Raw genomic sequence first — 25,765 nt, 5'->3', positions numbered from 1 at the left:
GTAATTACGTGATCCTAAACTGGATGTAAGTTATAGGTTTATTTTGTTCTAAATATTGTTTTTCATAAAAAGTTTGAATCGAAGTTACAACCTCTGGAGACCCTTCATTATGATAAACATTATGGTTAGAATAGAGTATTTCATGTCCTTCACCATGCAATAACCCTAATGTGTATCCATGCATAAATTCGCTATCTGTTTTAAGATGTACAATACCATCTGGTTTTAGGATTTTTTTATAACGCTGTAAAAAATCATGATTGGTTAATCGATGTTTTGTACGTTTATATTTGATTTGCGGATCTGGGAAGGTAATCCATATTTCATCAATTTCTTCTTCTTCAAAAATATGATCGATTAATTCTATTTGAGTTCTTATAAATCCCACATTACGGATCTCATCTTCGATTGCGGTTTTTGCTCCTCGCCAAAAACGAGCTCCTTTGATATCGATACCAATAAAATTCTTATCGGGGTATTGTTCTGCTAACCCTACAGTATATTCTCCTTTACCACAACCTAATTCGAGAACAATGGGGTTTTGGTTTTTGAAGAATTCATCATTCCATTTTCCTTTATACCCCAAAGTATTATTAAGCACATCCTCTCGAGTAGGTTCTACTACATTATGAAAGGTTTTGTTTTCGTTAAATCGTTTTAATTTATTCTTACTTCCCACTGATCCTCTTAATTTCTTTACTTACTTGTCTTTTAAATTCGATTTGTGTTACACTAACACTTGTCGATACTATCCTTTTTATTATGATTGACGTATTTTTTTACGTCGAATACCAGAAGTGTATCTCATTTTGCTATGAGATATACTTGTTTTTCCTACCCTTCAGCTTCAATTAAATAATCAATACATTCTTGTTTTTGAATATGAAGTTTCACTAAAGATAATTTTTTGGTAAAATTAAGGAAATATATGCATAAGAAAATAGGATTACTTTTATTATTAAGAATCAAATTGATAGTTACTATAACAACTTAAATACTAGAACGTTTGAAGAAAAAAGTACTTGTTGCTCCTCTTAATTGGGGGCTAGGTCATGCAACCCGATGTATTCCTATTATCAATGCATTATTAGCAGAAGGTCTGGAGCCTGTTATTGCTTCTGATGGAGTTGCTTTATCGTTATTAAAAAAGGAGTTTCCTATGTTACTTACCAAAGAACTCCCTTCTTATAATATAGAGTATTCTAAAAAAGGAAGTAACTTCAAATTAAAGATGTTGTTAAACAGCCCTAAAATTGCTCATGCAATTAATGCTGAAAAAAAAGCAATAAAAAAAATCATTGAAGAGGAAAAATTTTGTGGGATTATCTCTGATAATAGAATGGGAGTACGACATAAGAGTATTCCTTCGGTATTTATTACACATCAACTTACTGTATTGAGCGGAAAAACTACTTCTATAAGTACTAAGTTACATAACAAGTATATTAAAAAATTTGATGTGTGTTGGGTTCCTGATATGGCAGACGACCCTAATCTAAGTGGTGAATTAGGCCATCCCAGGAAAAACAATATTCCTGTGACTTATCTTGGACCATTAAGTAGATTTGAATATCATATTGTACCTAAAAAGTATGATATTATGGTATTGCTTTCTGGACCAGAACCACAACGCACATTGTTAGAGCAAAAACTGTTTTACGAATTTGAACAAAGCGATAAGAGGATTGTATTTGTACGTGGACGTATTGAGGAAACCCAGCAGACGTTTGTGAAAAATAATATCACTATTCATAATTATCTAACAGGAAAAGATTTGGAAGATACTATTAATAGTAGTAATTTGATTATTTCGAGGTCTGGATATACAACAGTAATGGATCTTGCAAAACTGAAGAAAAAGGCTTTTTTTATTCCAACTCCCGGGCAGTTTGAACAAGAATATTTGGCTGAACGTTTAACTATTAATAAATTGGTTCCTAGTTGTAATCAGAACGAATTTACATTAACAAAACTAAGGGATTTAAATGCGTATAGAGGGCTAAGTAGTTTTAGTACTGATATTGACTACAGGGAACTTTTTCACTTTTTCCAAAGTAAATGAAAATTCACTTCCAACTCGATAATCACTTTCTACATAAATACGTTCATGATGCGCTTCGATAATATGTTTTACAATAGCTAGTCCAAGACCAGATCCACCTTCTTTACGCGATCCACTTTTATCTACACGATAAAAACGCTCGAATAATCGAGGAATATGAGCTTGTGCAATCCCTTCACCATTATCAGTAATTCTAATAATGGTTTTATTACGAATCAAGTCTTCGATGCTTATTTCTGTAGTACCGTCTTCTTTTCCGTATTTTATTGAATTTACAATCAAATTAGAAAGTACTTGTTGTATACGTTCTTTATCCGCATGCACAAGTATAGGTTCTTCATAGTTCATATCAAAAGTAAGGGCGATATTCTTTTTTGACGCTTTCATCTCATATAAATCAAATACGCTTTGTACTAATTCTACAATATCAAAGTTGGTATAGTTGAGATTGAGATCACCAGTTTCTAACTTGGTAATCATGTCCAGATCATTTACAATGTAGATTAAACGTTCGACTCCTTTATTGGCTCGATTTAAGTATTTGTCAAGAATCTCGGGATCATTCATTGCGCCATCAAGAAGGGTAAGAACATATCCCTGAACAGTAAACAAAGGTGTTTTTAATTCATGAGAAACGTTACCCATAAATTCTTTACGATAAGCTTCTCTGATTTTTAGAGTTTCGATCTCTGTTTTTCTTTGTTGAGCAAACTTCTCAACTTCTTTGATAAGAGTTCTCATATCTGTTGTAACAGGGCCTTCTCCAATAGAGTCTACTTCTAACATCTCTATATCATCATAGATTTTACGTACTCTACGATAAATAAATTTCTCTACTCTGTACTGTATGATTATAAAGCAAATCATATAACAGATTGCTGTAAAACCTATTATAAAAAATGGGTTAAACAGGGATTGAGTATATAAAAAAACGCTCAATGCGAGCGTTATTAATATGGTTATATATAAAGACGATAGGTATGCGAACCTGTACGACTTTTTAAAATTTTCTGCCATTAAACTACAAACTTATATCCTACTCCTTTAATAGTTTTGAAACTGTTATCGCCGATTTTTTCTCTTAGTTTTCTAATATGAACATCAATAGTACGGCCTCCTACAATAACTTCATTGCCCCAAACCTTATCAAGGATATCTTCTCGCTTAAAAACCTTACCGGGCTTAGAGGCCAATAAAGATAATAATTCGAACTCTTTTCTAGGTAATACAATCTCCTTTTTATCTTTGACAATTTTATATTCGTCTCTGTTGATAACCAGGTTTCCTATCTTAACAACATTATCTGAGGATTCCTCTTCTTTAAGTCTTCTTAACAGGGCTTTTACTTTACTTACCAAAACTTTAGGACGAATAGGTTTTGTGATGTAATCATCTGCACCTGCGTCAAAACCAGCAACTTGAGAATAATCTTCACCACGTGCTGTAAGAAAAGTAATGATTGTATTTTGTAAATCTGGTAGCTTTCGTATATGTTCACAAGCTTCTATACCATCCATCTCTGGCATCATTACATCAAGAATGATTAAATGTGGCTTTTTCTTTTTTGCTGCTTTTACAGCTTCAACTCCATTTTCTGCGGTTAATACTGTATATCCTTCTGCAGTAAGATTGTACCCAACAATTTCTAAAATATCAGGTTCATCATCAACTAATAGTATCGTAATATCTTTTTTATTCATTATTGTTTAGCATTACATAACATTGGATAAATATACTACTTAATACCAAGTATACATATTTATATAGACTTGGTAACGATAAGCTAACATTCAAGGGATGAGTAGGTAACATTTACTTAACGTAGTTATTTTTTTGAATTGTTTTTGTGAAAATGAAAAAGGCTAAATCAATAAATGTTTAGCCTTTTTTTATAATGTACTTAAAGATGAGATTTACTATTTGTGTTCTCTATAAGTCTCTAACAAGTTCATTGTTGCAGTAATAAGATCTTTGGTTTCTAATAGTAATCCAAAATACAGAGTTGTATTTTTTGGGCTACTTTCTTCAGTTCTTGTTCTAGCAACTTGTTTATCAATTTTTTGATTTACTTTATTGAAGAGCTCTTGTTTTTCATTAATAATATTATCTATATGATCAAAATCTCTATCGTTAAATGCTTTTTTGATTTGTTTAAACAACTCATTTAATTGCTCTTCGATCTCTTTTAAGTCTTTGATCTGATTGAATCGAAGTTTTTTATGATTGTTATTTACATGTTTATGACTTGCCTTGGTAATATATTCCAAAGATTGAGACATATCTTGCAGATATCCTAAAATATTAATATAGAAGTTACTGGCACCTACACTAGACTCGTCGAGATTCTTGATAAAGTAGAAAATATTATCTCTTAGCTCTTCAACTTCTTCATCTAGTTTGGCAATTCCTTTTTTACTTTTCTTTAAGGCTACCAAATCATATTTTACAAGGCTTTCGATTGTACTTGTGTAAATCTTATTTCCTCTATTTACAAAGGATTTGATATTATCTGCACTTTCTTCGATCACTCCTTGAACAGAGCTACTTTCAGAATTTTTAAGACTGTCTTCAGCTTTCTCTGCTTTGACTCTTTTTCTATAATTAATAGTATTTCTTGCTAAAAGCAATACTGCTACAAGTAATAGTACTGCAATCATTATAGGGCCGCCAAGATTAATCAAAAATGCTACTGCTGCTGCTGCAATAAATGCACTTATAGCTGTAAAGAACCATCCGCCAATCACGTTAAGTACTCCGGCTACACGATATACAGCACTTTCTGTTCCCCATGCTCTATCTGCTAATGAGGTACCCATTGCTACCATAAAAGTAACATAGGTTGTAGAAAGTGGTAATCCCATAGAAGTTGCAATAGAAATCAAAACTCCAGCTACCATAAGATTTACTGCTGCTCTTACCATATCAAATGCAGGCATTTGGTAAGTTTTGTTCTTTGGTAAATCTATTACAGGTTTAGTGAATCTTTTTTCTATAAATTCCATAGCAGGTCTTGGTGTAATAGCAGCAAGTCCTTGAGATATCAAAACAGTACTTCTAACAACACCTCTTGATAAAAAATTTGGTTTAAAACGTTCTTTAGCTTCCCCTTCTCTAGAAAGATTAATTTCGGTATCGGCAACATAACGTGCTTTTTTCGAAAACCATAATGTAAGAACCATAATTCCCCCTGCCAAGAATAATAATAACACTGGCGTTTCACTTTTTTTAGCTAAAACATCCATAGAAAATTCTGCTGCAGGAACACCAGAAACTACCCAGGCCTCATAAGATTGCCAGCCTGCAATTGGGACACCAATAAAGTTTACCAGATCATTACCAGAAAAAGCCAACGCTAATCCAAATGTACCTACAATGATAATAAGCTTATAAATATTTATTTTAAAGAAATTAATAAGAATATATGACAATATTGACCACAGTACAAAACCAGCAGCTACGATCTGAAATACATAGGTTTCTAAAAAACCTCTCAATGTCATTTTAATTGTCCCTGCATCTCCATCAATTTTAAATAGACTTTTTTGAGCTTTAGCCAATTCTTTTACACTTTCGTATGCACTACCAAAATAATTATTAGCCCAGTCCAATAGTCCCTCTGGACCACCATTATAAACAACATCAATTATGGCTTTAGCATAATTAGTACCTTTAATTCCTTTCATGAAAATGAAATACAGTAATGCAGTTAATGCAATCCCTCCAAATAAAGCACCAACCCATTTGGCTTTCTTTTCAAAATTATAGGATAGTAATAAACGGGTTATAAATTGTACAATAGCACCCACAGAGAATGCTATCACGACCGAGAGCAGAATACCACTAATAATTTTTGTTGCTGTCTTAGTATTAATATAATTTCCTATATCAGAGAAAGTTAATCCTTGATCTGCTCCAATTTTAATTAGAGCAATAGATACTGCTGCTCCTAAAAGGTTAAATACAATAGATACCGTTGTCGAAGTAGGCATCCCCAGCGTATTAAAAAAATCGAGTAGGAGTATGTCTGTAATCATAACTGCCATAAAGATGATCATGATCTCATCAAAATAGAATTCGCCAGGGTTAAATATACCCTTACGAGCTACTTCCATTAATCCACTAGAGAAAACAGCTCCAGCTGCAATACCAATACTGGCAACAATCATAATTGTTCTAAAAGACACTGCTTTAGAACCAATAGCAGAATTCAGGAAGTTAACCGCATCATTACTAACTCCCACAATAAGATCGGCAATCGCTAATATCGCTAGCGCGACTACCATTAATAAATAAATATTATCCATACTTTTTGTTTAAGGTGCAAATATTATAATCAATTCTCAGCTTAATGTTACCAAACTGTTATGTATTAGCTTGTGATTTAGAAATGTATATCAAATTGTAATCTATACATTAATCCACTACTATCCCCGTCTTCAGTGGTATAACTTATATCAGATTGAACTTTTAAGTTATGACCAGCTATATATTTTGATACACCAAGGGTATATTGTTCTTCAAGATTTTTACCAACAATTGCATCGTAATTAAGATTGGTATAACGTCCTGCTACTTCCCAATTGCTTTTAAATAAATATCCGGCTTGAAAATTTAATGCATTACCAACCTGAACGATATCTCCTGTTGGTGTCCCATCTTCTTCTACCGCAATAGCTTCATCTGCATCTCTATCAGCAAACTCTCCCATAAAAGAGAAACCTTTATACTTAAACACAGCATCTACAAATATTGTAGAGATGTTAGTTTCATAAAAACCAGTATTGGTTTGCATATAAGAACCCTGATTACTTCTGTTTTTTACAGCATCTGCATTAAAATCATAAGTTGCCGCCAGCATTAATTTAGGAGTTTGTTCTCTCTTAAGATCCCCTCCTTTATAATCTCCTTTACCTTTAAATTTACCAAAAGGTAATAATTCAAGTCTTCCTGTATATTGATGACCACCTAAATTCCCACTGGTAATATTTCTTCCTTCTCCCTGAGAAACTGCAAAAGCTTCTCTAACTATAAATTTATCAGATAATTTAAAGTGATGTCTTAATTGTACTCCCAAATCACGATCTATGTTAAATCGACTATTTAATCTGGAACGATCTACTAATTGTAAGTTTGCTGAAGAAATAACACGTTCTACATTACCGGGTAGTTTTGTTTGCCCTGCCCAAAGGGTAAAGTTTTTGTAGAAATTCCATTTTATAACAGCATCAAGAATATAACGAGGAGCATTACTAGTGAATTCTGAAGCTCCAGAAATATCTCTATTGGATAATCCCAACTCTATTTTATATTGAAGTTTTGGACTATAAGCAAAACCACTAAACTTTAAACGTGCTCTTCTTACTAAAAAATTAGTCTCGGGTTTACTGTAGTCACCATCATTAATATCCCAACCAGTGGTAGAAAGTAATTGAAATCTGGTTGCAAATTTCATACTCCAAGAGCTATCTTTAGCAACTACATTTAGGATTCCTTTTCCAAATTTAGTCTCAGTAGTTTCCTGAGCATTCACAAAACAAAGCGTAAAAAAGACTAACGCTGTTAGTGTGTTTTTTAATTTCATAATCAATACTAGTTTTTGTCGCTGCAAAGAACCTGTATCAATGTTAAGTTAATGTTAACTTAATGTTTTATAATGATTATATTAGAATGTTTTTTTTGAGTATTTATGTAAAATCAAAAAAGGCTAACCTATTTCGGTTAGCCCTGTATTTCAAAAATCTAAGTCGACAAAAACTAATATGATTTTTTGAAACTACATGTTGTCTTACGACTCGCCAAAAATATTTTATTTGGCGAGTTTTTATGTTACCAAAACTTTAAGCTATCATTAAAAGTGATTCTATATAAGACTTAACATGTAACCGAGAAGTGATCCGCCGAGTATAATCCACATAGGATTTACTTTTTTAATTCCAAAAATGATGATAGTACTTATTATGGCAATACTTATTGCTTTCCAATCGATTAAAGTATCCAAAGACATTACAAATAATACCGATAACATGATGGCTACGGCTGCAATATTTACAGTATCGAGAAAATAGCTAAGCAGTATTGATTTCCTCATTTTGGGAACTAATGGATTAAGAAGTAATACGAAAAGGAAAGAAGGAAGAAAAATTCCTAAAGTAGCAGCTATGGCTCCCCAAAATCCCGCTAATTGATACCCAATAAAGGTCGCAGTAGATAAAACAGGGCCTGGTGTAAATTGACCTACCGCAATAGCATCTATCAATTCTGATCTGGTCAACCACCCTTTTGTCACTAATTCTGCATCCAGATATGCAAACAGAACATAACCACTACCATATAATATGGCACCAACTTTAAAAAATGTCCAAAGAACTTTTATAGAAGAAAGTTTAATAAACGTAAGTGTAGAAATTTTAAATATAAAAAACGGAGCAACAGATTTAGAGGAGGTATTTAATTTCGATTTAGAATAAAAATATAATATTCCAAAAAGACCTGCACTTAACAATGCAATAACCTCATTTACCCCCAATAAACTAAAAATTAGTACTAAAACTCCGATAGTACCTAATTCCCAGTTTTTTAATGCTTTCTTTCCTAATTTTAGAATTGCTGATAAAATAATGGCTAATACAGCTGGCTTAATTCCCGAAATGAAAGGAGTTACTTCTGGTAGCTGCCCATAAGAAGTATAAAACCAGGCCAAAACCCCCGTAATAACTACGGCAGGAAAAACAAAACAGGCTCCGGCGACAAATAAACCGGGAATCCCAGCACGCTCATGACCGCAATGCATCGTCATTTCGGTAGAATTGGGACCAGGAATCAGATTTGTGGCTCCTATAAGATCCAGAAAATGTTGTTTATCCATCCATTCTCTTTTATCAACGACTTCGTTTTCCATCATAGCAATATGTGCTGCCGGACCACCAAAAGCAAAACAACCCAACTTAAAGAAAACAATAGCAACCTCAATAAGCTTTTTCTTTTTATTCATTTATAGTATGATTCTGGAATTATACGGAGAACTAAGCCGATCAAAAATATGAAATAGGCCACTAAATTAGACTAAAATATGTAACCAATAATTGTTACTAATTTCAGGCTTGTTATCTAGATTAGTGTGAGTCTGACCTTTACAAAAACAAAGCAGAACAGATAGCTAGATTTGAAATCTTAGATATTGTGAATAGTAAATTTAACATCGGTTAAGAGTTTGATAATCATTGTATTAAAAGATTAATGTTAATTTAATGTTACCTAAACGTTGTTTAAATGTAAAATAAACACTACTTTTATAGTATAAGTCGACATCCCAAATAATCATAAAATATTTAAAATCATGAAAAAGATAATAGTAGCAATGGCCATTTTATTTTCGGCGACTGTAATGGCTCAGGATGTAAAACCTACTTTTGAAAAGCAAGGAGACAAGATTAAAGGTACATTTTATTTTGAAGATGGAACAGTAAGACAGCAGGGTTTCTATAATAAAGAAGGTAAACTTCATGGAGAATGGAAATCGTATGATGCTACAGGGAAGAAAATTGCCATGGGACAATACAATAATGGAATAAAAACTGGGAAGTGGTTCTTCTGGAATGCGGATAAATTATCAGAAGTAAATTATGATAAAAATCAAATCGCTGATGTAACAACTTGGTCGGGTAAAGACAATGTAGTCGTAAATTATAAAAATTAGATTTTACTACAAAAAATAAACAGATAAAGGCTTCCTTATTGGAGGTCTTTTTTGTTTACAAAACTTTCAAAAAAGAATGATATTACTTCTTTGATTTGATTTTTCTATGTAAGAAAGGTTATAATTTTTTTTACATTACTTATTCGTTATATGTTTTCTTAACAATAAAATGAGTCTTTTTTAAGAATGGTTTTATAGATGTTAATTTCTTATTTACAGTGATTTGTATGCGAATCTAACATAGAATTAATACTGAGAAAACATTTGATAAACACTACGAGATAACAATTTTCTAACATTAATATGATACACAATTAATTTTTGAATAACACTGATTTAACACTGCCTGTCGTTCTTTGCCGGGAATTTCAGAACAAGTTAAATGAGAAAAATTGTTACACTTTTTGCGTTATTTTTTGTAGGAATACTCTTCGCGCAAGAAACCGGTTCGATTACCGGAACATTGTTAGACAAGGAATCTAATAATCAACCTTTACCTTTTGCTAATGTATTAATTAAAGGAACAACCAAAGGAACGACTACAGATTTTGATGGTTTATATACTATTGAAAACCTGGAGCCAGGAACATATGTACTAGAGTTTAGTTTTGTAGGGTATGAAACTTTAGACATTAAAGATGTAATCGTAAAATCAAATGAAACCACTACAGTCAATACAGCCATAGCAGCAAGTGCAGCTGCATTAGACGAAGTTATAATTAAAACTACCACCAAAAAGGAATCTGAAGCAGCTATTTTATTAGAACAAAAAAATGCGGTAACTATTCAGCAAAAGATAGGAGCGCAAGAACTTTCTAAAAAAGGAGTTAGTGATGTTGCTACAGGCTTAACTAAAGCAACAGGTATTTCTAGGCAGAGCGATAAATTATATGTTCGTGGATTAGGAGATCGTTATAACAATGCCTATTTAAATGGATTACCTATCCCATCATTAAATCCAAAGTTAAAACTTATTGATCTTGGTATATTTCCGACCGATATAGTTGAGAATTTAGGGATTTATAAAACGTATTCTCCAGATATCTATGGTGATTTTGCAGGAGCAAGTGTAAATATAGATACCAAAGATCGTCCTGGAAAAGGTTTTTTAGAAGTTGGTTTTAGTTCGGGAGTAAATTCTAATGCTGTTAGTAATGATTTTTTCTTACTTAATGGTGGGCAATACGATGAATGGGGATTAGATGATGGATCAAGGAGAGTTCCTGTTTTCTTAGACATCCCGAACTACAATTACAATAGTACAGAAATAGATTACTATCCTTTTAGTACTTCTTTTAATCCTGTTAAAAAATTTAATGCTCCAGATGGAGGCATGAGTATTACAGGGGGTAAAACCTTCACAATTGCAGAAGATCAGAAATTAGATGTATTGGTGACTGGATCGTTTAGTCAAAACCATAGAACTGCTTTGGGAGGTAACCAAGCTGCTTTTAACTCTCAGGGAGAAAGTATTACTGGATTAGGAAATTTTAAAAATGTAGATCGATATGAATATTTTACTAACACTACGTTATTAGGAAGTTTAGGATACCGATGGAATAGTAATAATAAAATTCTTGCGACTACCTTATTTGTTAATGATACCGAAGATGAACTCAGAGAATTTACAGATGGTGTAAGTAGTGAAGATACAGATGTTGGTATTCGTCTTAGAAGAGGAACCTATGAGCAAAATAACCTGTTTACACAACAACTTACGGGAGAACATAGGTTTAACGAAGGGAAATATGAGCTAAATTGGGGAGTTGCTTATAATAAAGCTAAGGGCCTAATACCAGACAGACGTCAATTGGTGTTTACAGAGTTACAAAATGGAAATCTTGTTTTAGGAAATCGGACAAGTCCGGATTTGGCAAACAATCAACGTTTTTATCAGGAATTAAATGAAAATGATTATTCTGGTAAGATTGATTTTGATATTAATTTTGGAAAGGATGAAGATGATAACTTTAAAAACGCACTTACCCTTGGATTGGCAGCAAGATCAAAAGATAGAGATTTTGAATCTAATCAGTTAAACTATAATCTTAATAGTCTTGTAAATCAAAATGTAGATTTTAAGAATCCGGATGCAGTACTAAACGAAACTAATTTCCTTAGTGGAGAGTATGTTGTTTTAGAAAATCTTAATCCAACAAGAATTTACGAAGCAGATTTATTAACCATTGCAGGGTATGCAAATTTACAATATGCATTCACAGAGAAATTAACCTTCAATGGAGGTGTTCGTGCAGAATTGTTTGAGCAAAATATATTTTATAGAGAACAACAGGATTTAGAAACGTCTCCTTTTAAAACACAAAAGATTGATGAAACGTTTATCCTGCCTAGTATAAGTTTAAAATATGAATTAAACTCAACATCAAACCTTCGTTTTGCAGCTAGTAAAACAGTTACACTGCCAAAATTTACAGAAATAGCACCTTTCTTAGACGAAGATGTTACTGAAGCCACTCTGGGAAATACTATTCTTAGTAATTCTGATAACTATAATGTTGATATCAAATGGGAACATTTTCCCGAGCAGACTGGCGAATTGGTAGCAGCCACATTATTTGGTAAATATATCGAAAACCCAATCGAAAAAGTATATGTGGCATCAGCTTCAAATGTAAATACATTTATCAATTCTGATAATGCTGTAATCTTTGGAGCAGAATTAGAATATAGAAAGAATCTGGGTAATCTTTTTAAAGTAGAAGAAACAATCTGGAACAGCCTAAACTTTGGTGTTAATACTACAATAATGTATACACAGGTAGAAATTGACCCAACAATTACAACGTTTAATGGGTCTAATATTGCTCCAACTAATGTAGAAAGACAATTACAAGGTGCTTCTCCTTTTCTGGTAAATGCAGATGTAGTGTATGCCAAAGAATTTGGGAATCACAAAATTACTTCAGCTTTGGATTTTAACATTTTTGGAGATCGAGTGTATTCTGCTGGTGGAAATGGAGTAGGAGATATTTTTGAAAAAGGATTCGGAGTGCTAAACTTTAATTTTAAAGATGAGATAGGAAAGCATATTGAAATAAGTCTTAAAGCTAAAAATTTATTAAACCCATCTATAGAACGATATCAGGATCAAGAAGACTTAGGTCAAGAGTTTACTACCTACAAATTTGATAATGGAATCAACTTTAGCCTTGGAGTTACTTTTAAACTTTAATTATAAACGGAAAACACAACTAAAATTAATCATTATATAAAATGAAAACTAAAAAATTATTTACGGGAATATTAATAGGAACAGCAGTTTTATTTAGTGCTTGTACTATACAGGAAGATAATATTGGAGATATCACAATCAACCAGGGAGGTTCTGGAGGAGATACTTCTGGAACCGAAATATTAGAAGGTCAGATTACACAAAATGCTACGTTAAAATCAAGCGAAGTATACGAGTTAAGAGGAGGTGTATCAGTGGTAGATGGAGTGACATTAACTATCGAAGCTGGAACAAAAATTATCGCAGGTGATGTAGGAGGAGTATTCTCATATTTAGCTATCGAGCAAGGAGCAAAAATTATTGCAGAAGGTACTGCAGCACAACCTATCGTATTTACCTCTAATAAATCTACTCCTAATCCTGGAGATTGGGGAGGATTATTATTGGCTGGTAAAGCTCCTATCAATAGAGGAACTACAGCAACTACAGAAGTTGCAAACCTTACTTATGGAGGGACTGATCCGGCAGATAACTCGGGAATATTGCGTTATGTGCGATTAGAATATACAGGAGGAAAAATTAATGATGATGCAGAATATAACGGACTTTCATTATATGGTGTTGGTAATGGAACTACTTTAGAATATATCCAGGCTTTTAATGGAAATGATGATGGAGTAGAATTTTTTGGCGGAACCGTAAATTTAAAATATGCTATTGTAACTGGTGCGGGAGATGATTCTTTTGATTGGACAGATGGATGGATAGGAAATGGGCAATTCTGGATCGCACAGCAAACTTCTGCTGCAGGAGATAAAGGAATCGAAGCAGATAATTTGTCTTCTACTCCTGATGCTGCTCCATTCTCTAACCCTACTTTATCTAATATTACGCTAATCGGTGCAGAAGATGGTGATGGCGAAAATAAAGGAATTGAATTTAGAGCAGGAACCAAAGTAACAATGTACAATGCTATAATCAAAGCATTCCCAGGAAAAGGAATTGAAGTTGATGATGATCAAACATTGATCAATCTTAATAATAATGAAGTAATTGTTAAAAATTCTATCATCGATAATGCAAAATCATTTGATTTGGATCATGGTGGTGCAACTGTGGATTTGGCAGATTTTGCAACTTTTAATAATTTTACGATAGATGGTTCTGGTGCTCCATTTAATAGTGCAGGTACTGCTATACCAACCGGTTTTGAAATTACTGGTGTAAGAGGAACCTATACGTATACTGCTGCGGTAGATGGTGTAGATAATTTTGACCCTTCTACATTAGGAGCATTCTTTGATGCTGCTAACTATGCCGGAGCATTACAAGAGAGCGATACCTGGACATCAGATTGGACTCGTTTATAATATAATATCCCATATTAAGTATTTGAATTATAGAAGCTTGGCTAATTGCCAGGCTTCTTTTTTTAGTGTATTCCAGAATAAACAATTTACAAATAGGTAATAATCAAGTTGAAAGATTAAAAACGTAAAGAAAACTAATCTTAGAATCTCATATTTAGCTATGGTGTTTTATCTCAATGTTAAGGCAGATTCTATAAATTTACTCGGTTTAACACCTTCATAACAATTCTCTAATAATTTATAAAAAATAGATTTTGTATCGCCGTTAATATTTGAGGCTCAAAATATGATATAGATCAGTATGCCTTATTTGATTCGAGTATACCTTATGATTCAGTAGTTTATTGGCAATTTAATAGCATAAATACTAGGTGTAAATTCTCTCAATAACCCTACAGGTGTCACCTTTTTTTTCGTTTTTCCTACATCACATTCCCTTAAACTAACCATAATAGTGGGGTAAAATCAATTACTGTAAAACCGTATTTATTTGTATTAGATTTTGAAAACATATAATGAGACAAACATTTACAGTACTAGCGCTATTTTTTGTAGGAGCTATTTTTGCACAAGAAACCGGGACTATTGCCGGAAAATTATTAGATAAAGAATCAAACAATCAACCTCTTCCTTTTGCTAATGTAATTGTAGGAGGTACTGCCAAAGGAGCGTCTACAGATTTTGATGGATTATATGAGATTACGGGAGTTCCTGTAGGGACATATACATTACTGTTTAGTTTTACAGGATATCAAACGGTAGAAATACCTAATGTAGTAGTAGAAGCAGATAAAGTAGCGGTGGTAGATGCTACTATGGGAGCTACAGCAGCAGCACTAGAAGAAGTTGTGATAAAAGTAGTTACTAATCGTGAACGCGAAGAAGCCCTTTTAATAGAGCAGAAAAATGCTGTTCAAATTGAACAAAAAATTGGTGCAGAAGAGCTTTCGCGAAAAGGAGTGAGCGATGCAACAGCTGCAGCTGCCAAAATATCAGGAGTAGCAAAACAAGAAGGTTCTAATAAAGTTTATGTTAGAGGACTTGGCGACAGATATAATAGTACAACCTTAAATAATCTTCCGTTACCATCAAACGATCCTAGATATAAAAATATTTCTTTAGACTTATTTCCTACAGATATTATACAAAATTTAGGGGTAAGTAAGGCCTTTTCTAATAACCAGAATGGAGATGTTGGAGGTGCGAATATAAATATTAACAGTAAGATTTTTGAAGGTAAAAGCGGTTTTAAAGTAAGTGTGTCCAGCGGAGTAAATTCTCAAGCAGTAGAAAATAAAGACTTTAAAACAATAGATGGTGCTAATTGGATTGGAATAGCTGATCATACAGATCCAAAAATAACAGACTTAACAGTATATGCTTTTGATGATAACTTAGCACCAAATAAATCAGGAATTGTGCCCTTAAACCTTGGTGTTTCTTTAGATTGGGGAAAGAAATATAATTTTGGAGACGAAAGCTCGCTATCCATGTTCTTAGTAGGTTCTTTAAGTAATGGATATAACTATAAAGATGGTAGTTCAATAAACTTTAACAACGATGGTACTTTTGGAAGTAGTTATACGAGTGCCGAAGAATTTGACTACTCTAATAGCAAGGTGGCAATGGGTAATTTTAAATATAAAATAAATTTATCCAATGACATATCTTATAATACATTTTTAGTACACTCAAATAGTCAAAAAGTTCAGGATTATTTAGGAACAAAACCAGATGTTGCAGATACCGATGGTGAACTTGCACGAGTAGTACAGCAAACTCAGAATCAAAACCTATTGTATGTTAATCAACTTATTTCAAAACATGAAATAGGGAAATCTTTTGATATTGATTTGGGGGTTTCTTATAATTTGGTAAAGAATGATGAGCCTAATAGGAAGAGAAATATTTTTATCATTAATACCGATGAGGATATAATTCGTTTGGCGTCTGGTACACCTAGAAATAACAGTCGTTATTATCATAATCTTAAAGAAGATGATCTTAATGCCAAAGCAACAATAACAAGATATTTTGGGGGAAGAGCGAAAGATGAAAATAAAGGAAAAATAACTCTTGCATATAATTTTAGAAATACAACAAGGGATTTTGAAGCCATTTATTTCGATTATAATTTACCTAGTACTATAGTTATTGATCCTAACAACCTGGAAGCTACTTTAAACCAGGCAGCACTGGATAATGATGTCTTTAGGTTTACAACTGGTTTTGGTTTTGGAGAAAATGCTCTTGACCCTTTTACATATGATGCTAATAAGGCTATGAACATTGTTGCATTAGGTATAGATTATAAGTTTTCTGAAAAGTTTTATGCCAGTGTAGGAGGGAGATTTGAAGATGTAAAAATGGAGGTAGAATGGTTTACTAATCTTACAAATTCAGATAGAGATAATGGAGGACCATTAGATATAGATGAAACTTATTTTCTTCCTTCTCTTAACTTAAAATATAACATCAACGAAAAAAATATACTTCGTCTCTCAGCAAGTCAAACCTATACATATCCTCAATTTAAGGAAGTGGCACCATTTGTATATGAAGGAATTGATTATTTAGAATCTGGAAATCCCGAATTGAAACCATCAGATAATTATAATATCGATTTAAAATGGGAAATATATCCACAAAGTGATGAATTGATATCAGCTTCAGTATTTGGTAAACAAGTTAACGACGCAATCAATAGAATAGAACGTATATCTGCAGCAGACAGGAACTTTACATATGCTAATTTAGGAGATGCTACCATAGCAGGAATTGAAATTGAGGTTAAAAAGAACATATATAAAAATGAAACAGATGATGATAAATCTCAAAAATTAAGTGTTGGAGGAAATGCTACATATATGTATACGAATTTAGAATTCAAAGATACAGATGAACTTGAAAATCAGGGGATTCTTATTACGGGTAAAGACTCTGAATTAGAAGGAGCGGCACCGCTTTTAATTAATAGTGATATCACGTATAGAAGTGTTAATGACAAGAAAGAGTTTTTGGCAACCTTGGTATTTGCATATCAAACCGATAAAGTATTTAGTATTGGGTCAAACTTCAATAATAATATTGTTCAAAAAGCTGTAGCTAATCTCGATTTTATTATGGAACGAAAGTTTAATGATCAAATAGGAATTAAATTCAAAGCCACTAACCTCTTAAATCCCAAAATTGAACAAATAAGGGATGTACCTCAAGAATTTGTTATGAGATCTTATCAAAGAGGAATAAATTTTTCACTAGGACTTAACTATAAATTTTAACATATAAAAAGCATTTTACCTTAAGATAAAACTAAAGTAGAATATATAACATATACATAATGAACCCTTTACTCTGAGTTTAGATTCTATAGGGTTCTTTGTTAAGAATGAAATAATAACTCAAAAAACAAACAAAATGAAAAAATTAAGGTTTTTACCAATATTAGTAATAGCAGCAACAATATTTTCTTGTTCTAGCGATGATGATTCTCCTGCACCAACTCCTTCTGAACCCACAAAAGATGGTACGATAGCTTCTCAGGATGATCCAGATTTAGATGAAGCAGATTTAAAAGGTAATATTACAGGTGATATTACTCTGGCAGCAAGTAAGACTTGGGTTCTTACTGGGTCATTAACTGTAAAATCAGGGCAGACTTTAACTATAGAAGCAGGAACAACTGTAAAAGCAAAAGCCGGAGGTACTGATGTATACTTGGCTGTTGAGCAAGGAGCAAAAATTGAAGCTAAAGGTACTGCGGCTGCTCCAATAAAATTTACTTCAGATGCAGCTAATCCAAGACCAGGAGACTGGGGAGGAATAGTAATTGCAGGAAAAACTCCAACTAACAAAGGAGCAACTGCTGAGTCTGAAGTTGCAGGACTTAACTATGGAGGTACTGATAACGCAGATAGCTCAGGTACTCTTACTTATGTAATTGCAGAATATACAGGAGCCAAAATTAATGGAGATCAAGAGTTTAATGGAATTTCTTTATATACTGTAGGTACCGGAACAACAATCAATAACATCGCTATTTTCAACGGTGCAGATGATGGTATTGAGTTCTTTGGTGGAACTGTAAGTGTAGAGAATGTTCTTTGTGTGAATATCAAAGATGATATGTTTGATGGTACTCAAGGATATACAGGAACTTTAACCAATCTATTTGGAGTTAGAGAAAACGGATTTAATGACGCTACCGAGGATCCAAGAGGTATAGAATTTGATAGTAATGGTTCTAACAATGCTGCAACTCCGGTTTCTAAACCTACTTTCGAAAAAGTTACTGTGTTAAACCTTTCTGAAATAACTCCATTAAAAGCTGGAGCAGAAATAAGAAGAGGTACAGAAGCTACTATTAATAATGCTTTCTTTGGAACAGTTGGTAAAGCTTCTTTTGGAAACAGAGTAGATACAGATGATAAGAAAGGAAATGGTTCAGTTACTTTTACAAATGCTATACAACAAGGAGATGTAGGTGACGATAAAGTTGGAGGTACTATTACGGGTACTTTTACTACAGATAACGATGCTATTACTGTAGCTGCCGATGGTACTGTAACAGTAAAAGCTGGAGTTGGTGCAGATTTCTCAAAATTTGCTTGGACCAACTATACTGTAAAAGAATAATAATTACAATAGATTAGCCGCATTATAGAAACACCCTCAAAAACATGAGGGTGTTTTTTTATTGTTATCATTAAGGAAGAATACTATACTTTTACTTCTTTCCATTTTCCTTTTTTAAACCAGATAATTCCAATCACTGCGATTAAAACTTCGGCAAAGGTAATTGCAAGAAATACCCCCATTGCACCCCAATCCAGAACTAAAGCAGCGAGGTATGCAAATGGTAGTTGAAATACCCAGAAACAAAAGAAATTGATGATAGTAGGAGTCTTGGTGTCACCTGCCCCGTTAAAAGATTGTATGACCACCATTCCATACGCATAGAATACATATCCTGCAGCAATCACACGTAAACTTAAGGCTCCATATTCTATGATTAATGCTTCATCGCTAAAGATTCTTATAATTGCTTCTGCAAATAAGAGGTAAAATATAGATACAATAGCCATGAAATATGCATTGTATTTTCCTGTTTTCCAAACAGATTGCTCGGCACGTTCTGGCTTTGCAGCACCTAGGTTTTGACCTACCAATGTAGCCGCAGCATTACTCATTCCCCAGGAAGGCATTAGAGTAAACATTAATACTCTAATAGCTATAGTATACCCTGCCAGTACTTCACTACCAAATTCTGCCATAATCCGCATCAAAAATACCCAGCTAGATGTTCCGATAATAAATTGTCCAATCCCTCCTATAGATACTTTGATAAGATTACCCATAATTTCGGCTCTAAAAACAATATCTTTAAAAGCAACCTTGATCTTACTCCAGCCATAAAAAAGAATTAATAGTTGAAATATCACAGCACTACCTCTACCTATAGTTGTAGCAATTGCTGCTCCCTGTACACCAAAAGCAGGCACAGGACCAAATCCGAAAATAAAAATTGGATCCAGAATGATGTTTAATATATTAGAAAAGATCAATACTCGCATTGCTACAGAGGCATCACCTGCACCTCTAAATACAGCATTGATTAAAAACAGTAGCATTATGGTCACGTTTCCGCCTAATAATACTTGGGTGTAACCATATCCATCTACAATAAGATCGGGTTCGGCTCCCATGAGTCCAAGTATTTCTTTCGGAAAAATAATACCAATAGCGCTAATTATTATAGCAATTACGATTCCTAAAAGTATAGATTGTATTGCTGTTTGTGAGGCACCACTAATATCTTTTTCACCCACTCTACGGGCAACAATTGCAGTGACTCCCATACTAAGCCCAATAGCAATTGCATATACCAGAGTAAGTACAGATTCTGTTAATCCTACTGTGGCTATAGCATTAGCTCCAAGACTAGAAACATAGTAAGCATCTACAAGAAAAAATATAGATTCCATCATCATTTCGAGAACCATAGGCACAGAAAGCATGAAAACTGCTCTGCGAATACTTCCTGAAGTGAATTCTTGTTCTTTGCCAGTAAGTGCAATCTTGAAATATGAAAATATACGGGTAAGTGTGAGTTTTTTTTGAGTCATGATAATAAAGAATTATGAATTAAAAAAATAAATAAGAAGTACTGAAGAAGGAATTCTTAGCTTCTAAATCGAGAGGTCTCTATGTGCACAATTATGTACATAATTCTTTTATAACTTCATGATGAAACAAATATCAGGCATTATTTTTGATTTACAAAATTTAAATAGTAACTCATCTTGATTTTTTTCTCTTCGTAAGAGTTCTAAATTTGTAGACTAGGAATAAAAATCAAGACGCATAGTAAGTGAAAACCGTAACTTATGTACTGAACTACCATGTAATCTGTGGTTTATACACAAGTATGCTAATAATTTGTAATATTTTTAATTATAATGTTGTATATTTATTGCCCCAAAATAAATTTTTGTATGAAAAAAATCTACTTGCTGCTTACATGTATTAGTCTTATTTGCTTTTCTTTTGCTCCAGGAATTCAAGCACAGTCTGATACGGCCAAAACACAAGATTCGAAGAGCATAAAAATCGAAGGATTGCGTTTGTACCCTAATCCAGCACCTGCTGGAAGTATGTTATCTATTACTTCTACTAAAGACCTTACCAAAACAGTTTCAATTTTCACAGTTTTAGGAGAAAAAGTACTTTTTAAAGTTTTAATTGGTAGAGAGTTAGATATTAGCCATTTAAATCCTGGTGTATATGTAATTAAGGTTACCGAAGGAGAATTAAAAGCTACTAAGAAACTTATCATTAAATAATTTTTTAAACTATAATCGTTTTTCATTAATTATACTTTAAATTATCTTATAAAAAACACTGCTAAATAAGGGAGTCTTTTTTATACCTTTGTTCTACAAAATTTGTTGAACAAACCTTATGCATGCTGATACTATTTTTTCTATTCAGAACGACACAGATTTTGAGAGATCAGCACTACGCATCTTTAACTATCAATATAACAACAATTTAACGTATCAGAGATTTTGTAATCTTTTAGGAATTGCCAAAACTTCTGTAAAATGCGTTAATGATATCCCGTATTTGCCCATTCAATTTTTTAAACAAGAGAAAATTGTTAGTACTACAGCTTCGATACATAAAATTTTTACAAGTAGCGGTACAACAGGTAATGTAACTAGTAAACATTATGTTAGTGACCTTACGGTATATGAAAGAAGTTTTAGAAAAGGATTTCAACATTTCTATGGAGATATCACCGATTATATAGTATTGGCATTACTACCTTCTTATTTAGAAAGGGACGGGTCTTCTCTAGTGTATATGGCAGAAAAATTAATTAACGATAGTAATCATCCCCAGAGTGGATTTTATCTACATGACACTAAGAAACTGGTAGATACCCTTCAACAACTTATTGCAGAAGACAAAAAAATTCTTCTTCTGGGTGTTTCATTTGCTTTATTGGATCTTGTTGAAAATTATAATGTACAGCTAAACGATACATCTATAATTATGGAAACTGGTGGGATGAAGGGGAGAAGAAAAGAAATGATTCGGGAAGAATTACATGAAGTTCTTAAAAATGGTTTTGGGGTTTCTCAAATTCATAGTGAATACGGGATGACCGAGTTATTATCGCAGGCGTATTCTAAAAATGATGGACTTTTTTACTGCCCACCCTGGATGAAAGTTTCTGTCAGGAACCCTGAAGATGCTTTAACTCAATTAGAGGTGAATAAAACAGGGGGGATAAATATTATGGATCTGGCTAATATAAATTCATGTTCTTTTATCGCTACTCAAGACCTAGGTAAAATTTATACTAATGGGAGTTTTGAAATTATTGGTAGATTTGACCATAGTGATATCAGAGGCTGTAATTTAATGGCGCTATAAATATGGCAATTAAAAAGAAATTAGGTTGTTTTTCGTTTCCGGCGATTATATTAATCTCTTTGGTTGGTAGTAGTGTTGTACAAGGTTTTTTCCCTATTTCTTTATTCTGGGCCTTTGCATTACTACTATTACTGCTTTCGTGGTTATTAGGTAAATTAGATAGTCATCAAAAAAGCTTTCAATGGCGATATATGCTGTATAGTACATTTGTTTTAGCATCTTTATTAGGATTACGACATGTATTGGATGCTATTCCTGTATCTATAGAAAACCAGAAATCTGATGTTTCAGAATATATTTATCGTGAGAAAACCCTTGAAGAAGGAGATTCTATAATGTTATTACGACAGGACAGACAATGGACCGATAATTATGGTAATACTTTTAAAGGAAAGTTTTCGATTCGGGAAAAGGATTACTTTTCCTCTAAAAAGGAATATCTTAATACCGTACAAAAACATAAAAAAGGCTCTTGGGGTAAGTTGTATCAATATCTTGTAACTTCTGATACGCCTAGGCTGGACTTAATTCTCGAAGAACTTACTACTATTAAAAACACAAATAAACTAAACCAATTTGAGTTTGCAGAAATGGTAGTGACTTTTATACAGGATATTCCTTACTCTTTTGTTTTTGAAAATGACTGTGAGTCTCCAGAAAAATATGAAGAATCTATTCGGGTGATATTAGAAGAATGTTCTGATTGCTGTATAGGTAATATTCCTTTCGGAATCCAAAACCCTGTAGGTTTTATGGGAAATTTAAAAGGAGATTGCGATACCAGAACTGTAATTATTTATGCTATTCTTAGCCATTTTGGGTATGATGTGGCTATTCTTAATAGTGATTATTATAAGCACTCTGTTCTTGGGCTGCATATTCCGGCAAAAGGAATATATAAAGTGCAGAATGGAAAACGATATTATATATGGGAGACCACAAATAAACATTTTACTATTGGCACATTACCCAAAAATTTTGATAACATAAATCATTGGCATATTGTACTAACTAACACCTAAAACTCATGCAAACGAAACTATTAACCCTTGCTTTTATAGAAATAGTACTTGCTATTGTCGTTTCTGTACTCATACTGTTTATTTCTTTTAAAATTCTGCAAAGCGTATTTTTTAAGAATGTTTCTTTTAGAGAAGATAATATGGCTTTTTCTGTTTTTGCAGCAGGAATTATTTTATCGATTGGTATGATCCTGGGAGAAATTATCCCATCTATAACCAATATGATACGACTGTCGATGTCTGGAGAAAATGAAATTACATTTGGAGAGATTATTCAATATTCTGGATTGTATCTATGTATTGGATTTATATTTGCCTTGCTTATTAATACTTCGGTTTTTTTACTTTTTTCTGCTCTTACCAAAGGTGTAAATGAATTTAAAGATATTCAACAAAATAATTTGGCTTCTGCTGTAGTAGTTACTGCTACATTGTTATCGATTACCTTAATAGCAAAAGATAGCATTAGTCTATTGATTAGTGCCCTGATACCGTATCCGGAAACTACTAATTTTCTGCTATAATAGCTTAAACACCTTATAATTATGTTAAAAGTGTAATGATTAGGTTTTTTTACGACTTAATGGATAAGAGCGTAATAAAACTAATACATGAAACAATATATAACTATACTATTCTTTGCCTTTGTAGCAGTAGTAAGTGCTCAGCAAGTAGATTATAATACTAATAAAGATTTTGTGGCAGAAGGATATGATGTTACAGAATACTTTGGCAATAAGGCAGTTAAGGGAGATGGTAAGTTTATAGCAACTCATGATAAAGTAAACTACAAATTTGCAAGTCAGGAAAATTTAGAGAAATTTAAAAGTAATCCTGATAAATATGTTCCACAATATGGAGGGTATTGTGCCTATGCTGTAGCGGTGAATAGTGAAAAAGTAGATATAAATCCTAAAACCTTTGAAGTAAGAGATGGTAAGTTATACTTGTTTTATAATTCGTGGGGGATTAATACACTGGATAAATGGATAAAAGAAGATGCTCCAAAGTTGCAAAAGAAAGCTGATACGAATTGGCAAAAAATAAAAATAAAAAAGTAATGCAGTCTTATTGAGCTGCATATAATGCTAAGTTTTTTCAATAATTGATTGGTTAGTTGACAAAGCCTGCTAGAAATAGGTTCTAGTAGGCTTTGTTGTTTTTTAAACAGTTATGACCTCTGTTTGTTAGTAATCAAAAACCTCCTAAGCATATAAAATGTAGGAGGTTTGGTTATACTCTTAACTATGTATTAGTTGAGATTTAATTCTTTTCTGGCAAGGTAAAAATCTACTTTTTCACAAGAAGTATCCTGTATTCTCTCTTCCATTTGCTTCAACGTCTTAGGAGGAGGAACGATTACTTTATCTCCTTTTTTCCAATTTAACGGTAAAGCTACTTTGTATTCATCAGACACTTGTAAACCATGCAACACTCTAAGGATTTCATCCATATTACGTCCAACATTGAGAGGATAGTACATGATAAGTCTTATTTTTTGATATGGATCAATAAAAAATACAGCCCGTACAGCTGCGGTTTTACTTTCATTAGGTTGTAACATACCGTATAGTTTAGCAACTTTCATATCCAGATCTGCTATGATCGGAAAATCAAGATATACTCCAGTCTTTTCTTTTACATTATTTACCCAGGCAAGATGAGAATGAATACTATCTATGCTTAACCCAATAAGTTTAGTGTTTAAATCTTCAAATTCTTGTTTTCTTTTTGCAAAACCACTTAGTTCTGTTGTGCAAACAGGTGTAAAATCTGCGGGATGCGAAAATAAAACTACCCATTTTCCGTCTGCGTATTCAGATAACTTCAAAGCACCGTGTGTGGTTATCGCATCAAAATCTGGTGCATCGTCACCTATTCTGGGCATACTGTTCATTTCTATTTCTGTTGATTCCATAATTCTAATATTTTTAATTTAAGTAAGAGAAAGACTTATGATATGATCCTTGAAAAAGGAAGACTATTAAGCATATGCATAAGCGCATTTTTTATTACTAACTTATTTAAGTTTATAGCTTAAAAATACCACCTGTTGAAAGGGTTAAAAATGAGAAATGTCATACTTAACAAGATCTTAAATTAATTTATGATTTAATTAATAAAGATCATCTAACGCAAAATATCGAAGCTTTTAAAAAACTGTAAATCAACTTCTTCAAAAGAAACAGTATCCACTTTTGCAAATTCGGGACCTATAGCACACCATTCTAATAATTGACTAAGTTGATTTTTATCTCCTTCGGCTTCTATGTAGACGTTTCCGTTAGGTAGGTTTTTTACATGTCCTTTAATTTTGAGTGTTTTGGCTTTTTCTTGGGTGCTTTTGCGATACCAAACTCCCTGGACTTTTCCTTCGACTGTGATGTTATAATGTTTTTGCATTGTCTGTATTAGTATTTAAAGGTATTACAAATAAACTGTTTTTTAGCGTAGTGTAATGATATGATAATTATCATATTA

The 25,765-nt window shown here is 32.8% G+C and carries 20 protein-coding genes; 11 read left to right on the top strand and 9 right to left on the bottom strand.

Annotated features, from left to right (window positions below; all coding sequences use genetic code 11):
• Positions 1-4: 4 nt before the first annotated feature.
• Positions 5-679 carry a tRNA (guanosine(46)-N7)-methyltransferase TrmB gene (gene trmB / locus AAFU52_RS06545; RefSeq protein ID WP_024768190.1) on the bottom strand — a complete coding sequence of 225 codons (675 nt, stop codon included), beginning with the start codon at positions 677-679 and terminating at the stop codon, positions 5-7.
• Between the two features lie 327 nt (positions 680-1,006).
• Between trmB and AAFU52_RS06540 the strand changes: the two genes are divergently transcribed.
• A complete protein-coding gene (locus AAFU52_RS06540; protein WP_024768189.1) occupies positions 1,007-2,062 on the top strand; it encodes a glycosyltransferase in 1,056 nt (351 codons plus the stop codon).
• Here the strand turns inward: AAFU52_RS06540 and AAFU52_RS06535 are convergent.
• The 5 genes from AAFU52_RS06535 to chrA all read right to left on the bottom strand — a co-directional run bounded on the left by AAFU52_RS06535 (position 2,000) and on the right by chrA (position 9,053).
• On the bottom strand, positions 2,000-3,079 hold the full coding sequence (locus tag AAFU52_RS06535; RefSeq protein ID WP_024768188.1) for a sensor histidine kinase: 1,080 nt from the start codon (positions 3,077-3,079) through the stop codon (positions 2,000-2,002). The genes AAFU52_RS06540 and AAFU52_RS06535 overlap by 63 nt on opposite strands.
• Positions 3,079-3,762 carry a response regulator transcription factor gene (locus AAFU52_RS06530; protein ID WP_024768187.1) on the bottom strand — a complete coding sequence of 228 codons (684 nt, stop codon included), beginning with the start codon at positions 3,760-3,762 and terminating at the stop codon, positions 3,079-3,081. The genes AAFU52_RS06535 and AAFU52_RS06530 overlap by 1 nt, the downstream gene beginning before the upstream one ends.
• A gap of 216 nt (positions 3,763-3,978) precedes the next feature.
• Complete coding sequence (locus tag AAFU52_RS06525; protein ID WP_438425900.1) at positions 3,979-6,366, bottom strand: inorganic phosphate transporter; 2,388 nt, start codon at positions 6,364-6,366, stop codon at positions 3,979-3,981.
• Positions 6,367-6,443: 77 nt separating this feature from the next.
• Positions 6,444-7,643, bottom strand: coding sequence for a porin (locus AAFU52_RS06520; RefSeq protein ID WP_024768186.1), 1,200 nt, complete (start codon positions 7,641-7,643; stop codon positions 6,444-6,446).
• A gap of 279 nt (positions 7,644-7,922) precedes the next feature.
• The gene (gene chrA / locus AAFU52_RS06515) at positions 7,923-9,053 is read right to left on the bottom strand and encodes a chromate efflux transporter (protein ID WP_438425899.1); all 1,131 of its coding nucleotides are present in this window, start codon (positions 9,051-9,053) and stop codon (positions 7,923-7,925) included.
• A gap of 345 nt (positions 9,054-9,398) precedes the next feature.
• On the opposite strand from chrA, the gene AAFU52_RS06510 reads away from it, so the two are divergent.
• From AAFU52_RS06510 to AAFU52_RS06490, 5 genes are all read left to right on the top strand, one after another.
• The gene (locus AAFU52_RS06510) at positions 9,399-9,758 is read left to right on the top strand and encodes a toxin-antitoxin system YwqK family antitoxin (protein WP_438425898.1); all 360 of its coding nucleotides are present in this window, start codon (positions 9,399-9,401) and stop codon (positions 9,756-9,758) included.
• Between the two features lie 382 nt (positions 9,759-10,140).
• Positions 10,141-12,951, top strand: a complete 2,811-nt coding sequence (locus AAFU52_RS06505; protein WP_438425897.1) for a TonB-dependent receptor domain-containing protein — start codon at positions 10,141-10,143, stop codon at positions 12,949-12,951.
• A gap of 41 nt (positions 12,952-12,992) precedes the next feature.
• Positions 12,993-14,321, top strand: coding sequence for a hypothetical protein (locus tag AAFU52_RS06500; protein WP_438425896.1), 1,329 nt, complete (start codon positions 12,993-12,995; stop codon positions 14,319-14,321).
• 515 nt (positions 14,322-14,836) lie between these two features.
• On the top strand, positions 14,837-17,602 hold the full coding sequence (locus tag AAFU52_RS06495; protein WP_438425895.1) for a TonB-dependent receptor domain-containing protein: 2,766 nt from the start codon (positions 14,837-14,839) through the stop codon (positions 17,600-17,602).
• 136 nt (positions 17,603-17,738) lie between these two features.
• Positions 17,739-18,956, top strand: coding sequence for a hypothetical protein (locus tag AAFU52_RS06490; protein ID WP_196909387.1), 1,218 nt, complete (start codon positions 17,739-17,741; stop codon positions 18,954-18,956).
• An 83-nt stretch (positions 18,957-19,039) separates the two neighbouring features.
• Here the strand turns inward: AAFU52_RS06490 and AAFU52_RS06485 are convergent, their stop codons facing one another.
• Positions 19,040-20,446, bottom strand: coding sequence for an MATE family efflux transporter (locus AAFU52_RS06485; RefSeq protein ID WP_438425894.1), 1,407 nt, complete (start codon positions 20,444-20,446; stop codon positions 19,040-19,042).
• 369 nt (positions 20,447-20,815) lie between these two features.
• Between AAFU52_RS06485 and AAFU52_RS06480 the strand changes: the two genes are divergently transcribed.
• The 5 genes from AAFU52_RS06480 to AAFU52_RS06460 all read left to right on the top strand — a co-directional run bounded on the left by AAFU52_RS06480 (position 20,816) and on the right by AAFU52_RS06460 (position 24,345).
• Positions 20,816-21,163, top strand: a complete 348-nt coding sequence (locus AAFU52_RS06480; protein ID WP_024768178.1) for a T9SS type A sorting domain-containing protein — start codon at positions 20,816-20,818, stop codon at positions 21,161-21,163.
• A 118-nt stretch (positions 21,164-21,281) separates the two neighbouring features.
• Entirely contained in the window at positions 21,282-22,262 is a 981-nt protein-coding gene (locus AAFU52_RS06475) for an acyl transferase (protein ID WP_438425893.1), read from the top strand.
• Between the two features lie 2 nt (positions 22,263-22,264).
• On the top strand, positions 22,265-23,284 hold the full coding sequence (locus AAFU52_RS06470) for a hypothetical protein (protein WP_024768176.1): 1,020 nt from the start codon (positions 22,265-22,267) through the stop codon (positions 23,282-23,284).
• A 5-nt stretch (positions 23,285-23,289) separates the two neighbouring features.
• Positions 23,290-23,808 carry a DUF350 domain-containing protein gene (locus AAFU52_RS06465; RefSeq protein ID WP_024768175.1) on the top strand — a complete coding sequence of 173 codons (519 nt, stop codon included), beginning with the start codon at positions 23,290-23,292 and terminating at the stop codon, positions 23,806-23,808.
• Between the two features lie 87 nt (positions 23,809-23,895).
• Positions 23,896-24,345 (top strand): YHS domain-containing (seleno)protein, encoded by a 450-nt coding sequence (locus AAFU52_RS06460; RefSeq protein ID WP_024768174.1) that lies wholly within the window; start codon positions 23,896-23,898, stop codon positions 24,343-24,345.
• A 191-nt stretch (positions 24,346-24,536) separates the two neighbouring features.
• Here the strand turns inward: AAFU52_RS06460 and AAFU52_RS06455 are convergent, their stop codons facing one another.
• Both AAFU52_RS06455 and AAFU52_RS06450 read right to left on the bottom strand, forming a co-directional pair.
• Positions 24,537-25,202: a peroxiredoxin gene (locus AAFU52_RS06455; protein WP_106793375.1), complete on the bottom strand. Its 666-nt coding sequence runs from the start codon at positions 25,200-25,202 to the stop codon at positions 24,537-24,539.
• A gap of 212 nt (positions 25,203-25,414) precedes the next feature.
• Positions 25,415-25,687 carry an acylphosphatase gene (locus AAFU52_RS06450; RefSeq protein WP_438425892.1) on the bottom strand — a complete coding sequence of 91 codons (273 nt, stop codon included), beginning with the start codon at positions 25,685-25,687 and terminating at the stop codon, positions 25,415-25,417.
• Positions 25,688-25,765: the final 78 nt, after the last annotated feature.

Source organism: Aquimarina macrocephali, from assembly GCF_051627225.1.
In the GTDB taxonomy this organism is placed as follows: Bacteria; Bacteroidota; Bacteroidia; order Flavobacteriales; family Flavobacteriaceae; genus Aquimarina; species Aquimarina macrocephali.
This window is presented reverse-complemented; position numbering and strand designations above follow the sequence as displayed.